This window comes from Arthrobacter glycogeni, assembly GCF_054511155.1.
The window spans coordinates 1-13,905 of the sequence record NZ_JBTNDE010000036.1 but is presented as its reverse complement, the minus strand read 5'-3'; the positions used below and the strand labels follow the sequence as shown (position 1 = coordinate 13,905).

The 13,905-nt window shown below is 61.6% G+C and carries 13 protein-coding genes; 3 read left to right on the top strand and 10 right to left on the bottom strand.

The window, feature by feature from the left end; genetic code table 11:
• Positions 1-376: 376 nt before the first annotated feature.
• Entirely contained in the window at positions 377-955 is a 579-nt protein-coding gene (gene rsmD / locus ACX80O_RS16230; protein ID WP_459334099.1) for a 16S rRNA (guanine(966)-N(2))-methyltransferase RsmD, read from the top strand.
• A 12-nt stretch (positions 956-967) separates the two neighbouring features.
• Here the strand turns inward: rsmD and ACX80O_RS16225 are convergent, their stop codons facing one another.
• The 9 genes from ACX80O_RS16225 to ACX80O_RS16185 form a co-directional block, all read right to left on the bottom strand.
• Positions 968-2,083 (bottom strand): phosphotransferase, encoded by a 1,116-nt coding sequence (locus tag ACX80O_RS16225; protein ID WP_459334098.1) that lies wholly within the window; start codon positions 2,081-2,083, stop codon positions 968-970.
• A complete protein-coding gene (locus ACX80O_RS16220; RefSeq protein ID WP_459334097.1) occupies positions 2,077-3,288 on the bottom strand; it encodes a phosphotransferase in 1,212 nt (403 codons plus the stop codon). Before ACX80O_RS16220 ends, ACX80O_RS16225 begins: the two co-directional genes overlap by 7 nt.
• Complete coding sequence (locus ACX80O_RS16215) at positions 3,285-5,219, bottom strand: ABC transporter ATP-binding protein (RefSeq protein WP_459334096.1); 1,935 nt, start codon at positions 5,217-5,219, stop codon at positions 3,285-3,287. Before ACX80O_RS16215 ends, ACX80O_RS16220 begins: the two co-directional genes overlap by 4 nt.
• Complete coding sequence (locus ACX80O_RS16210; protein ID WP_459309177.1) at positions 5,216-6,349, bottom strand: glycosyltransferase family 4 protein; 1,134 nt, start codon at positions 6,347-6,349, stop codon at positions 5,216-5,218. Before ACX80O_RS16210 ends, ACX80O_RS16215 begins: the two co-directional genes overlap by 4 nt.
• Positions 6,346-7,644: a glycosyltransferase family 4 protein gene (locus ACX80O_RS16205; RefSeq protein WP_459334095.1), complete on the bottom strand. Its 1,299-nt coding sequence runs from the start codon at positions 7,642-7,644 to the stop codon at positions 6,346-6,348. The genes ACX80O_RS16210 and ACX80O_RS16205 overlap by 4 nt, the downstream gene beginning before the upstream one ends.
• Complete coding sequence (locus tag ACX80O_RS16200; RefSeq protein ID WP_459334094.1) at positions 7,631-8,902, bottom strand: glycosyltransferase family protein; 1,272 nt, start codon at positions 8,900-8,902, stop codon at positions 7,631-7,633. Before ACX80O_RS16200 ends, ACX80O_RS16205 begins: the two co-directional genes overlap by 14 nt.
• A gap of 762 nt (positions 8,903-9,664) precedes the next feature.
• Positions 9,665-9,955: a DUF1540 domain-containing protein gene (locus ACX80O_RS16195; RefSeq protein ID WP_459309183.1), complete on the bottom strand. Its 291-nt coding sequence runs from the start codon at positions 9,953-9,955 to the stop codon at positions 9,665-9,667.
• 156 nt (positions 9,956-10,111) lie between these two features.
• On the bottom strand, positions 10,112-10,939 hold the full coding sequence (locus ACX80O_RS16190; protein ID WP_459334093.1) for a spermidine synthase: 828 nt from the start codon (positions 10,937-10,939) through the stop codon (positions 10,112-10,114).
• Positions 10,940-10,950: 11 nt separating this feature from the next.
• Positions 10,951-12,189 carry an aminotransferase class I/II-fold pyridoxal phosphate-dependent enzyme gene (locus ACX80O_RS16185; protein WP_459334092.1) on the bottom strand — a complete coding sequence of 413 codons (1,239 nt, stop codon included), beginning with the start codon at positions 12,187-12,189 and terminating at the stop codon, positions 10,951-10,953.
• Between the two features lie 78 nt (positions 12,190-12,267).
• Here ACX80O_RS16185 and coaD point away from each other — a divergent pair, with 78 nt between their 5' ends.
• On the top strand, positions 12,268-12,747 hold the full coding sequence (gene coaD, locus ACX80O_RS16180; protein WP_459309186.1) for a pantetheine-phosphate adenylyltransferase: 480 nt from the start codon (positions 12,268-12,270) through the stop codon (positions 12,745-12,747).
• Between the two features lie 45 nt (positions 12,748-12,792).
• Entirely contained in the window at positions 12,793-13,029 is a 237-nt protein-coding gene (locus ACX80O_RS16175; protein ID WP_459309188.1) for a hypothetical protein, read from the top strand.
• A 137-nt stretch (positions 13,030-13,166) separates the two neighbouring features.
• Here the strand turns inward: ACX80O_RS16175 and ACX80O_RS16170 are convergent.
• A partial coding sequence (locus ACX80O_RS16170; RefSeq protein WP_459334091.1) for a fibronectin type III domain-containing protein occupies positions 13,167-13,905 on the bottom strand: 739 nt, incomplete at its 5' end.

The window sequence follows — 13,905 nt, the reverse complement described above, 5'->3', positions numbered from 1 at the left end:
CACCAGAACGAATGGGCGATCGAGGTCAAAGACCGGGTCCCGTGGTTCATCCCACCCCCATACATCGACCCGGCCCGAAAACCCCGCCAAAACCACTACCACCGCGACCACTAAAATCCTCGCGGGGTACGCGGGGTACGCGGGGTCGTGGGATACCCGGGATACGCGGGATCCACCCCCCAAAGCTCTGACGCCAGAGAGACATCGAGCTCACCTCAACTGAGAATCCTCAGCCCCCTCGCCTCCTTCACTCCAGGACGTGTCGGCTCGTGTCGCCGCCTCAGACGTCCCCGCCCCTCCTGAGCTTCGAGACGCACGGCTCCTCAGCAGCTTTGAGACGCACCGACGGCCCTCCGAGAGTCGATACAGTTGAATCATGAGTCGAATCATTGCCGGAGCCGCTGGAGGCATCCCGTTATTCAGCGTTCCAGGTACCGCAACACGACCCACCACCGACCGCGTCAAGGAGGCACTCTTCTCACGGTTGGACGCCTACGAAGTAATTGCTGACGCCAAAGTCCTCGACCTCTATGCCGGTTCCGGATCACTCGGTGTCGAAAGCGCCAGCCGAGGGGCGAAGATCGTTGATCTGGTGGAATCGGGTGACAAAGCTGCAGCCGTCAGTCGTACCAACGCCGATCTGGTGAACAAGACGCTCAACCACCAAACCGTTCGAGTGCATCACCTCAAGGTTGAGACCTACCTGGATCGCGCGGTCCCCGATGATTACTGGGATCTGGTTCTGATGGACCCTCCCTACTCGGTGGAGAACGAAACATTGACTGGCCTCCTCGAAACACTGGTTCCGCACTTGGCCGAAGGCGCAGTTGTTGTCCTCGAACGGTCATCACGATCGCAGGAACCTGAATGGCCACCCGGGTTGGAACGGTTTGCCGAAAAGAAGTACGGCGAAACCAAACTGTGGTTCGCAGAGCCGTCGGCAGCAGCACTTTAGGGTGTGCACCACCTAAGCCGCGGAGGACTCCGCAAGATCGTGTTCAAGCCGCTCAAACCAGCGGTGGGCAAGAGTTCTGTAGGCCGGCCGGAACGCGTACAGACACGCCAGCCGAAGTCTGGTCGACGCTGCATAGGCGTTGATACGCACTTCGGACACGTCCATAGCTGACGCAGTTGCCCAGATCGACTGCTCAGCAGTGTGCGCTGCAGCAGGGGAGTAGACACCCTGCGCTCCCCGAAGATCAATATGAACCAACAGGTTCGCCAGATCAAGCGCAGGCTCGGCGGCCGCAATCGTGTCGCAGTCGATCAGCCCCACCGAGCGCGAATCGGGATTGAACAACAGTTGCTTATCGTGGAGATCCCGGTGAGATAGCACTGTTGCCTGCGGTGCTCCTGAAATCAACAAACGAGTCACCTGAGTCGACGCCCGCTGTAGCCGATCTGCCGCCACGGGCAATACCCTGAACTCCTGCGCATAGGTCACCCACCGCGATACGGTACGACACTCATCCCGCGTCCCATGAGCGGGCAACTCGGTCGCACCGACTACTCCCGCCTTCTGCGACGCCGCCAACAAGGGCCACCGCGTTGACCACTGCTCCCACGCCGTGGCCCAGTTCTCCTCCGCGACCCGATCGGCTACCGAATCGGCCTGAGTATCGACCTGGGAACCGGCTTGGCCCATTTCATGAAAACTGATCCCGGGCACAGCGGACAAAGTGACACTTTCCGGATGGTGAACCACGACCTCGGGAATGACGATGCCCGACGTCCGCGCCAACGAACTCATCAACCGATGAGAGGCAGCCACCGCTTCGGCCTTGCCCGGCGCCAAAAGCTTGGTATAGCCCACAGCATCACGCACCACGGCACGACGCTTGTACCGGTGAACCAACAACTGCCCCTGAGCCGCCGCGTTGGGGAGGCCGGACAGCACCGGATCTTCAGCAAACGCAGACAACCGAACCCTGCCGTCAGCTTCTACCGCTCCGGCACGGATTTGCCCGCCATCAGGGTCAGACGCCTCAAAGATGAGCCGACCGCCGTCCCGCGGCCACGCCCTGTGAATGGTCAGTTGCCGACCGGCCTTGTCAGTCACAGTCTCCGGAATGGATGTCACCACAGGATGTCCTCCATCAGGTCAAGCCGCTCAGCCATGTCCTGCCGCCAGGTGGGGGAGCAGGACCGAAAAGGATCGCTCAGACGACTGAGAAGATGAAAAATGGTCCACGCCAACACTTCAGAATTGGTGGCACCAGACGGACCCGCACTGTATCCATCGAGCATCGCCGCTGTACGGGGGAGAGACAGCACATCGGTGCCTGTCGCCAACGGACCACTGTGCAAAATTTCCACCGCAGCAAAGCTGCCCAGATCCGATGAACCAGCTCCGTAGGTACACCGTTCAAGGTCGGTCAAACGAATATCGCTGCCTTCCACCAACACCTGGTCGGCCGAGAAATCGCCATGGATCAGAGCTGCTCGTCCCGGACGACGCAACAACGGCTCCAAACCCGCACGTAACCGCTCAAGACGACCCGAAAGCTTTGGATACAGCAGCGAATTCTCCTCGACCAGCTTCAGCAACGAACCGGCCGGCGCACGCCACCGGTGAGTACCAGACGCCGGAGGCTGGGCGTGGAGCAGAGCCAGCGCCGCTCCCGCAGCATACGATGCTGCTTCGGCGGACCCCGACTCCACAGTGCTGAGATCACCAGAACCGAACCAGGGCAAGTACTGCACGTAACGCGACCCCGGCAATCCCGCCGGCTTGCGTGCTTCCAGCACAGGCACTGCGTTGGCCGCCAGCTTCGCCAACAGTTGTCCATCGGCGTGAGGCTTGGAAGTCCCCACCTTGCATACCAATCGTTCACCGCCGTCGTGAAGTTCAAATACCACCCTGCGCTGGGGGTTGTAGTTGAGTACCGTCACCACCCGGTCAGTGAACATCCGACCCATTCCAGCCTCACGAAACGGTGTGAGCGGCTTATACAGACGGTGGTCCACCTCGATCGGCCCAGACACCAGATTGTGGTCCGGATGGTCGGGCACCGCAATCCGTTCAATTTTCAGACCATTGGCGCTGGCCCGATCGACCGCCTTCTCAACCTTCACCGCTGCAGCCGGACTATAGGTAGCCAGCCAGCGGATGCCGCCGTCGTCCTCCCGAAGCCGCGCGACTGCCGACGTGCCCGGCTTATGCCTCAACCGATCGACGTGTGCCGGACGACCCAGCAGATCGCTCAACCGATCGCTGCCGAAAAACTCAACAAGACCCGGAAGCGCGGGATCCACAGTGGACACCGGATCGACTGTCACAGGCCTCACGCCGCACCTCCGGCAGCCTTCTCCGCTAGATGCGCCTCATCGGCTGCCTGCTGCTGCCGCACCCAGGTAGCAAATATGTCATGCTTCATCAGCTCAGACGGAGAACCGTCCAACAACACCCTGCCGTCCTGCAACCAGACCACCCGATCATGCGTCAGAGCCACCGACGCCTCATGGGTGATCGTGATGGTGGTGCGACCCTCGGTGAGCGTGGCAAGACCCGCCAACACCTCAGACCGCGATTCCTGATCCAGCCCCGTTGTCACCTCGTCAAGGATCACCACCGGCGAATCACGAAGCAACGCCCTCGCAATGGTGATCCGTTGACGCTGCCCACCAGACAACGTACCCCCGCGTTCGCCGACCAGCGTGTCGTAGCCATCAGCAAACCCCGAAATGAAGGTGTGTGCATTAGCCAACTGGGCGGCGCGTTCCACGTCTTCATCGGAGGCGTCAGCCCTGCCGTAGCGGATGTTCTCGCGAATGGTGCCGGTGAACAGCACCGCATCCTGCAGCACCAGACTGATATTCGACCTCAACGATTTAAGCGTCACACCCCGCAGATCACGGCCATCGACATGCGCCGAACCCGACACCGGGTCCATCATCCTCACCATCAACGACACCAGCGTCGACTTACCGGAGCCGGACGGACCAACTATCGCGGTTTTGCGTCCTCCCACCAACGCCAGATTGAGGTTCGTCAGCACCGGCGGTCCATCGCCGTATGCCGCCGTCATGTTGCGGAACTCGATATCGCCCCAAGCCTTCCCGAGCGACACGGCATCCGGTGCATCAACGATGTCCACCCGCTCGTCGAGCAGATCAGCCACCCGCTCGCCCGACGCCGTCGCCCGGGCAATCCGCCCCGTGTACTTGGCAAGATCGCGCAACGGTTTCATCGAGGTCTTCAGATACATCAGAAACAGGACCAGATCGCCGGGAGTCATCGCTCCCTGCACCACCCGCCACCCGCCGCCAGCCAGCACGACGGCGGTAGCGACACCGACAATGACATCTGTTCGACGTTCCAATGCGGCAGCCAACCGGCGGGACTGCACCCCGTCTTTCAGGGTCTTCTGGTTGCTGCTCCCAAACCGGTCCGACAGGGTTTTCTCCAGCCCATAGGTCTGCACCACCCGAATGGCGCCAAGACTTTCCTGGGCGGTGTTGGCCAGCGAACCCTCGCCCTTACGCGTTTTGCGGGCTGCAACAGTGATCTTCCCGGTACTCAGCCTCGACAACAGCAGAAAGCTGGCACACGCAATCACCACCACCAGTGCAAGCAGCGGATCCAACCAAAACATCACGCCACCCATGACCACCAACGTGATGCAATTGGCGATCAACGGCAGCCCAGCACTCACGGCCACCTCCTGCAGCCGGCCGACATCGCCCACCAGCCGCTGAACGGTGTCACCGGTCCGCGACGACGAGTGATACCTGGTTGACAGGGACTGCACATGCTCAAAAACGCGTCCCCGCAACTCAGTGGCCACCCGCGACCCCGCAAGCGCAAAAGCCACCGTCGCAAAATAGTTGCACAGGGCGCGCATCCCAATGATCACCAGGAGGCCCGCGCCGCACGCCAGCAGCAACCCCTCGGTGGCCAGCGGGCCCGTGCCCGCAAGGTCGGCACCCAGACTCCGGGAAATGGCATCCACCACAAACTTCACCGGCCACGGCTCGAGTACCCGGAAAATCACCTCAAAGAGCAGCGCCACCACTCCGCCACTCATCAGCATCCGATGCTGACGCAGATGCGGTTTGGCGATATGGAGAGTCCGGCGCAGCGGGCTTCGCTCCCGCTTTGGGCCAATCGTCGGCGCGCTGGTCGGTTGGGGGACCCTGACGACGCCCGGCGTACCGACGTTTTCCTGAGCCGGAGGGGTCACTGATTCCCGGGTCAGCGGAGTCTTGGAGATGGTCATAACAGGACCCCTTCGGTGATGCGATCCAACACGCTGTCCCAGCTGTGATGATCGGTGGCCATGCTACGGGCGGCATCCGACATTGCGGCCCGGGCGAGCGGAGCTCCGGTCAGATCGTCGATCGCCTTCGCGAGTGCAGCGGGACTGGACGGATCCACCAGGAGTCCGGTCACGCCGTCGTCAATGATCGACGGCACCTGCCCCACCCGCGACGCCACCACCGGCAACCCTGCGGCACAATATTCGTAGATCTTCAGCGGCGAGAAGTACTGATCGTTGGCATCGTCCATGGCTGGATAGGGAGCCGTAGCGACGGCACAGCCAGCCAGTGCTGCTGGAATGAGCTCGGGAGTGATGGCGCCGGTGAACTCAACGGCTGCCCCATGGGTTGCAGCAAGTGCGCGAAGCCTCGGACCTTCCGGCCCGTCGCCGACAATCTTCAACGCCCAGTCGGTCGCTGCGGCAGCCTTCGCCTCGATCAGGGTCTCTACGCCGTGCCACGGCTTCAGCGTCCCCACAAACACGACCACCGGGATGCCGGATGTCTCGGGGGTCGGCTGAATCCGGTTGACGTTGACGCCGTTGGGCACCACGGCCACCTTCGGATGATGCTCGGCGGACACCCGTCCCCGCACCCAACTGGCCACCGGCTCCGACACGCAGACCGTCCGTGCGGCCGCAGCCACCTGACGGTTCAGCGCATCAAGTGCAGCACCCTCGTCAACCAGCGATCGGTGGATCCGCTGCTCGTCGATCAGGGGCGCATTGACCTCAAGAAAGCCGGGAATGTCCAGCGCCGTCGTGATGCGTGCCAGAGCGTCGCTGAACAGCGAATAGCGTTCGTAGACCGCTGTGGCGCCGTCGGAGACGACCCGTTCGGCAAGCATCTTCGCAGCAGCAGCCTGGGCGAGTTCACGCTCAACGCCGCTGCCTTTGGGGATGCTGTGGACCACCACAGGGACATCGGCAAGATCGGCCGGAATATCCGTTCCCGGCCTGGTGCAGTAGATGGTCACCTCGGCGCCGCGGGCACGCCAGCTACGAATGATCTCCTGCACATGGACCGAAGCACCTTTGGATCCAAACACCGGCACCCCCGGATCAAGGCATAGATAGGCAAGACGCATCATGAGAGAGCCACCGCCGCCTCCAGAACGCGGGCACCCGAGGCGCCCGTCTGAAGTTCCTGCAGTCTCGCCGCCTGACGGTGGCAATCGAAGGACTGCTCGATCACGTGGCGTGCCGAGCGGGCAACAGCCTGACGATCAAAGGTCGACGACGCAACGGTCACCAGAGCGTCAACCAACTCAGTGAGTACGCCGCTGCGCACCAGGATTCCGGTCTGCGACCCATCACCCGGCCCTACTCTTGAACCAGACACACCGCCGGTAGTGCTGATCACCTCAGGAATCCCCGTTACATCGCTGGCAATGCACGGCACTCCCATCGCCATCGCCTCAAGCAGCACAGTCGGCAGACCATCGGCGTTGCCATCCTGGCCCACCACACACGGCGCCGTGAAGACGTCAGCCCACCGCAATAGCGCCACCACTTCGGCCTGAGTCCGCGGACCCAGCAGCGTGATGGTCGACCCCAGATCGTGTTCAGCAATCTGCTGAGCCAATTCGTCGTGGAGTTCGCCGCCACCGGCAATCCGGACTTGGAGTGCTACTCCGCGGCGCACCAGTTCCGCCACAGCATCGATCAGCAGACTGAAGCCCTTCTTCTCCACCAGCCGGCCGACGGCGGCAACCCGTAACACCGGTCCGGGAACTGCTGGGGCAACAAAGGGAAAACGGTCCAGTTCGAGCCCGTTGTAGACCAGACGAGTTCGACCCAGCTGCTCAGGAAAAAGTCGCTCAAGGAAGGCCAGGTTGAAGTCGCTGACTGTCACCACGTGGTGCGCCGCGCCAATCAAGGTGCGTAACACGTCCAGGTCCACGTCCTCGTGGAAGATGTCCTTGGCGTGGGCGGTAAAAGAGAACGGAATCCCGGTCAGGTCCGACGCAATTTTCGCGGTGCGCGCCGCAAGCGACCCGAAATGGGCGTGCACGTGGGTGATGCCTCGCTGGCAAAGCCTCGTGGCAAGTTCCACCCCTTGGTGGACCTCACCCGCATCCAGTCCGGCGAGGTCGGGGAGCAGCTGGGCAAACCGTTCGCCGAAGTCGGGGATCACACCGTCTGCCGCGGCCAGGATGGCCCAACCTTCGGCTAGCTTGGCCGGCTTGGAAATATACGTGACCGGGGCTTGCACCCGGGCTAGCTCGGGGTGAAACCGCGGATCGATTGGCGGCCTGAGCGAAAAGATTTCCAGTTCATCGCCGGCGGCTTCGCGAGCCAGAATCTCGGTGACGATGAAGGTCTCGGAAAACCGGGGATAGATTTTCAGGATGTATCCGGTGCGATTGGAGTTAGACGGCTGCACGGGTCTGCCAATCGTCGAGAAGGTCGGTATCTGACGCCGGAACGGTGAAGCCAAGCAGCTCGGCCGCGTAGCCACCAACCGTCTGGAGCCCGTTGAGGTCGACGTCGACGCGTTGCGACGGGGTCCCCACCACTGCGTTAAACCAGTCAGTCAGCACCTCGGGAGAGAACTCATCGGGATGGCACATATCGGTCAGCTCATGCCGGGCCAACGACTCGGCACGAATCAGCTGTTCACTGCGAGGACTGACCCGGGGGACCACCAGTGCTGGGGTGTTGGTGCTCATGATTTCGCACACCGAGTTGTAACCGCCCATCGACACAATCGCCGCGGCCTCCCTCATCTCCGCCAGACCGTCCCGCACCATCGAAACAACGCGGGTGCCCGGTGCTGCCGACCGCTCGATCAGCACTCGATCCTGCTTGGGCATCTGGGGTCCGGTGACAATCAGGTGCTCGTAGCCGTAGGGGACTGTCGCCTTGGCTGCGGTCAGCAGAACGGCCCGACCATCGGATCCGCCACCGGCCATCGTCAATACATAGGGTTTCCCAGTTGTGCTGGTACGACGTCGCGACTGTCTGCCCGCCGCCAGATACCCGGTATAGCGCACCATTGACGCCAACTTGCCGGGAATTTCGCCGGACTTCACCGGATCATGAATTGCTGGGTCTCCGTACACCCACAGTTCATCGAAGTAGTCGCGCAGACGATTCAGGTCGCCGAGGGCCTTCCACTCCCGCCGTGCCACCTTGGGGGTGTCCAGGATTTCGCGCAGACCCAACACCACTTTGCAGTCGGGCCGGGCCTTCTTCAGCTCAGAGAGGGCCCGAATGAGTTCCTTATCGACGCCGAATGCGTGGCGATCCACCACCACCAAATGGGGCCGAAACTCCGACAGCACAGCATCCATGATCTGCGACCGAAGCCGGATGAGTTTGGACTGTTTAATTGCCAGGTTGCGGGGGGTGTAACCGCCGCTGCCTTTAGAAATGCCGGGAAGCACCACCCAATCCCAGTCATCGGGGCTATCAAACCGGGTGGCCTGGGATTCGCCGGTTACCAGCAGCCCGGTCACCGTACGGCCGGTCAGTTCCGGAAGGTTCGCCGTGAGAGAGTGCGCCAGCGCCAGATTTCGTCGGGTATGCCCGAGACCCTGGGAGTCGTGCGAGTACAACACAACCCGGAGTTCCTTGGAAGACAGCTCTTTCGGGGACAGCTCTTTGACGGACTGCTCCTGCGCGGACAGTGCCGCGGACATCTCCTCTCCGGATTTTTCTCTCACTGACTGCTGAGGCGAATGCTTCTCCATGACGGCGACCAATCTTTCTCTGCGGTGATGTAACTGTTGCAGGGTCTCCATCTAGTCAGTCGCCTATGAGACGTTCGTGAGGCGCTTATGAGAGAGTTCTCATCCGGGGTGAATCCCCGCCACGCTTCGCGCACACAAATACGTGTCGCAGAACACGGGCGCTAAGGACTGATGCGAGCGGAACGACGGTCGATGCAGACGTTGTCGCAGCCTGCTGCGTCAAGGGCCACTGAGCTGTTCTCGGACGGCTTCCATGAGTCAATGCGCCGTCGACAACCTGCACAAATCGACGGCACAATTCGGGGAATATTGGTGAGCAACGAGGTGCGGAAACGTCTCAATATCGAGTCCGGCATACTTTCCGGTCTGCCAACTTTTGCGACAGCGCAAAAGCCTGAATGCATAAGCTCGATCAGGCCGGTCAAATTCGGGGTTATCGCTTTCATCGTCATGATGAGTATCGTCGCCTGCGGGGACCAGACTGGAGTGCAGAACATTCCCACCTCAGTGGAGGTCAACGTTTTCTCTGGCAGCTAATACCCGATCTGGACGCCGACCGGCGACGGATCCGAAGAACTACCGCCATGATTGATGGTTCCAAGGTGCGAGCGAATCACTCACACCAGCGGCTGGTCCATCGTCCAGATAGTCACAGGTTCAGCGGTCGTCGGACGCGGACCAACTGGCTCGCCAGAAGCCAGTCAGCGTCAGTTATTGGCGCTGATACGACAGACAGTCGGCGGCGTCAGCGCCGATCCCGATCTTCACGTCAGCCTTGCCGCACATCAGGTGGTCGTTGAAGACGCACTCAATCCGCTGGCAGGCGCCGACATGGGCCAGCACCACCGGCAGGCCGCCCGTAGCTGAGGTATCGATGAAGGTCGCGCAGGAGGCATGATCTTGGCTACCTCCGACGGTGATGGCATAGGCGTTGCAGCCATCATGATTGAAGGAGCAGGAATTTACACTGCAATCTGAGACTGTCGCAACCTCGGTGGTCATAATTCCTCCAGTGATAGCCAGTAGCCGTTGTGGTTGAAATCAACGGTACTGCTGTCTCGAAGAAAAGGCACCGGCTAAAGGTCATTTGATAGCGCACAATAAATTAGCGCATTTATTGGTGCCGTATTGAGGTGAGATTAGCCCCGGAAAGGGTAGCTACTGCCTTGCCCCACAAAACGACTCCAGGTCGGGTCCGGTCACCACCACACCCGGATGCGGACCCGCAGCCACTAAAGCAGGGATCCACTCGGATGGCCAGGAACCAGCAGTGCCTACCAGCACAACGTTCCCCGCCATCTGCCCGTTGACCATTCCCGCGTCGGCCAGCAGCGCGACGTCGTCGGCTGCCCCCCGCAATAACCGAGCCTGCGCGCGGGCAAAGGTCAACGGCGGATCGTCGCCCACATTGACCAGCACGACGCCACCGGGTGCCACGAGTGCCATCAACTCCCGGTAAAAACCTTCGTCGGTGAGATGAGCCGGAGCATCGGCGCCCGCAAAGACGTCGAGCACCACTGCGCCGAAGGAGGACGGCTCGAACCGGTCGAGGGCGGCGCGGGCGTCGTCGATCACGGCCGAACATCTGGTGCCCTCCGGCAGCGGCAGATGCTCCAGCACAAAGTCCAGCAGCTTGCGTTCCAGTTCTACCGCTACCTGTTCCGAGCCAGGCCGCTTCGCCTGCACATACCGCGCCAGGGTCAACGCTCCGGCACCCAGGTGAAGCACCCGGATTGGCTCGCCAGCGGGTTCGAAAATATCCAGCACATTCGCGATACGCCGCAAATACTCATAAAAAACGTTGCCCGGATTTCCCAGATCCACATGCGATTGTTGGGCACCACCAATACTGAGAATGAAAGCGCCCTCGGTAAACGCATCCTCGTCGATTTCGGCGAGTTGGCCACTGCCGGCAAGGTGCAGGGTTGGGACCCAGCCGTCCTCATCCGGGCCGACCTCGACTCCCTTCATCAAGCCGCCGCTCATACCGCCGCCGTTCATAGCCGCGACCGCAGCGTGGCCAAACGCTCGGCCGCTTCTTCGAGCACCTCGAATTTCTTGCAGAACGCAAACCTCAACAACGAGCTGGTGCGGGCAGCGCCGTCGGGATGACAAAACACTGCCACCGGGATGGCAGCAACTCCCAGCAGTTCAGGCAAACGTCTCGCCAGGGCGGTGGCATCGGAGATCCCCAGCGGTGCAGTATCAACATTCACAAAGTAGGTGCCCTGCGGCGTAAAGACGTCAAAACCCGCAGCCTTCAGCCCTGTGCTCAGAATGTCCCGCTTCCGCTGCAGAGTAGCGGCGGTCGACGCGTAAAACTCATCACCAAGACCCAGCCCATGCGCCACAGCACTCTGAAACGGAGTACCGGAGCTATAGGTGAGGAAGGTTTTCACCGTCCGAACCGCCGAAATAAGTTCCCTCGGCCCGGTAATCCACCCGATTTTCCAGCCGGTGACCGAGAACGTTTTGCCGGCGGACGAGATGGTGAGGGTCCGGTCGGCGGCGCCCGGCAACGTTGCGATCGGCACATGCGCGACGCCAAAGGTCAGGTGCTCATACACCTCGTCGGTCACGATCACCGCATCATGGATCACCGCCAGATCGACAATCTTCTGCAGCACCGCCCGCGTGAAGACCGTCCCCGTCGGGTTGTGAGGGTTGTTGAGCAGGATAATCCTGGTGTTCGGGGTGACAGCCCGCTCCAAAGCGTCAAGATCGGGCTGAAAATCGGGGGCCGACAACGCAACCGTCGTGTGGGCGGCACCGCTCAGACCGATCATCGCACCATAGGAGTCATAGAACGGCTCAAAGGTGAGCACCTCATCACCCGGTCCGGCCAGCGCCAACAGCGCCGACGCAATGCCCTCGGTGGCGCCGGTACTCACAATCGTCTCCGTCTCAGGATCGGGGGTCAGCCCGTAAAACCGTTCCTGGTGGGCAGCGATCGCCTCCCTCAGCACCGGCAGACCCTGCCCCGGCGCATACTGGTTGGCGCCGGCGGCAATGGCTGCGCGAGCAGCATCGAGAATCTCGGCGGGGCCGTCCTCGTCAGGGAAGCCCTGACCCAGGTTGATGGCGCCATGCCGCATCGCCAACATGGTGATTTCCTCGAAAATGGTCACACCCAGCCGCCCGTCGGACGCCAACAGGTTGGCGCCCGACGCCGTCCGTTGCCACGGCGTGGGGATTGAGGCGGTGCCGGTCGCCAGCGAAGAAGTAGTTGAACTCATGCACCCAAGTATTACGGTTTTGGCGACGCGTCGTTTGGACCGGGTGTGCCAAACCGCAGTTCACTGTAGATTCGAACCATGCGTCGCGCAGTCTGCCCCGGATCCTTTGACCCGATTCACAACGGTCATGTTGAGGTCATTGCCCGAGCCGCAAGCCTTTTCGACGAGGTGATCGTTGCGGTGTCAACCAACCCAGCCAAAAAATACCGATTCGACCTTGAAGAACGCCTCGACAGTGCCCGCGAAACGCTGAGGTATCTCCGCGGAGTGTCGGTACTGCCAATGAGTGAAGGATTGCTCGCCGACTTTTGCCGGTCCCATGGCGCCAACCTCATCGTCAAGGGCCTGCGCTCCAGTCAGGATTTTGACTATGAGTTGCCGATGGCCACCATGAACCGTCAGCTCACCGGCGTCGAGACCGTTTTCATTCCGGCCGAAAACAGCTACACCCACCTCTCATCCACCCTGCTCAAAGAGGTGGCCGCCCTGGGCGGAGACATCTCCCCGTTCGTTCCCAAAGGCGTGCTGAAACGGCTGCATCGCCCCGCCGCTCGCTGACGAATCAGGTGAGGCTGAAGGGGCCGATGCAGTAGGGTATGGGCTATGAATGACAAGACCCGCCTAGCGCCCGAAGATCCGTTTCCAGAGGATCTCGACCCATTGGCGGACGGAGAAGTGGAAGTGCTGAACAGCAAAGTCCACCGTCAGCTCGACGAGGAATACGTCGAGAACGGCCAGCCCAACCCGGAGACCGAGTTCCGTAAAGAAGAGCTTGAGGAAGAACTCGACGAGCGCGACGACGAGGACTCGGCCGACGAGGGGGCCGCCAGCAAAGGCTGAACGCTACCTCGTGCGGCCTTTGTCCCGTACTGGACAGCCGGTCACTGCGGTAGAAACACAGACAGCCAACTGGCAGACGGCCAACTAAGGGAGGGAGCGACCAGACGGCCGCTCCCTCCCTTAGTTGTGACCAGTGACTACCGGGGCTGAACCAGTCCAGACCGGGCCGAGAAGGCGCCTTGCCCAATCACATTGAACGCGGCAACTTCAAACCGGTAGCTACCGGCGGGAAGCGTAAACGCGTGGGTGCGGATCGTTGCCCCAACTGTTGCGATGACAGGTGTACCCGTTGGGGTGACACCATCAGCCGACATCAGCAAAGCCCTGACCCGGTACCCGGTGATAGGGGATCCACCAGTTGAAGCCGGTGCGCTCCAGTTGGCATTCGCGGTCAACGTTCCGCCTAACGCTCCCTGTGTGGGAGCCAGGATAGTGGGCGCCCCCGGAGGGCCCAGGGGTGTCACCGCGGCCGAAGCCGTGGACAGGGCTCCCGCGCCAATGGCGTTGACCGCCTGGACCCGAAAGGTGTACGCCGTGCCGTTGGTCAGTCCCGTGACAGTCCGGCCGGTCGTTGCGGTTCCGGTGAAGGCCACCGTGCGGACCACCGTCGTGCCAGAGAGTACCTGCACGCTGTATCCGGTGATGGCCGTTCCACCATTTGGTGCTGGGGCGGTCCAGGACAGTGTCACCTGTGCGTTTCCGCGGACTCCGACGACATTTGTCGGAACCCCAGGGACGACGCTCGGGGTTACTGCGGTGGATAGTGCCGAGAACGGCCCGGTTCCCGCGCCGTTGATTGCCTGAACCTGGAAGCGGTAGGCCGTACCGTTGACCAGTCCCGTCACCACGAGGCTGGTTGCGGTAGCCCCGGCGGGC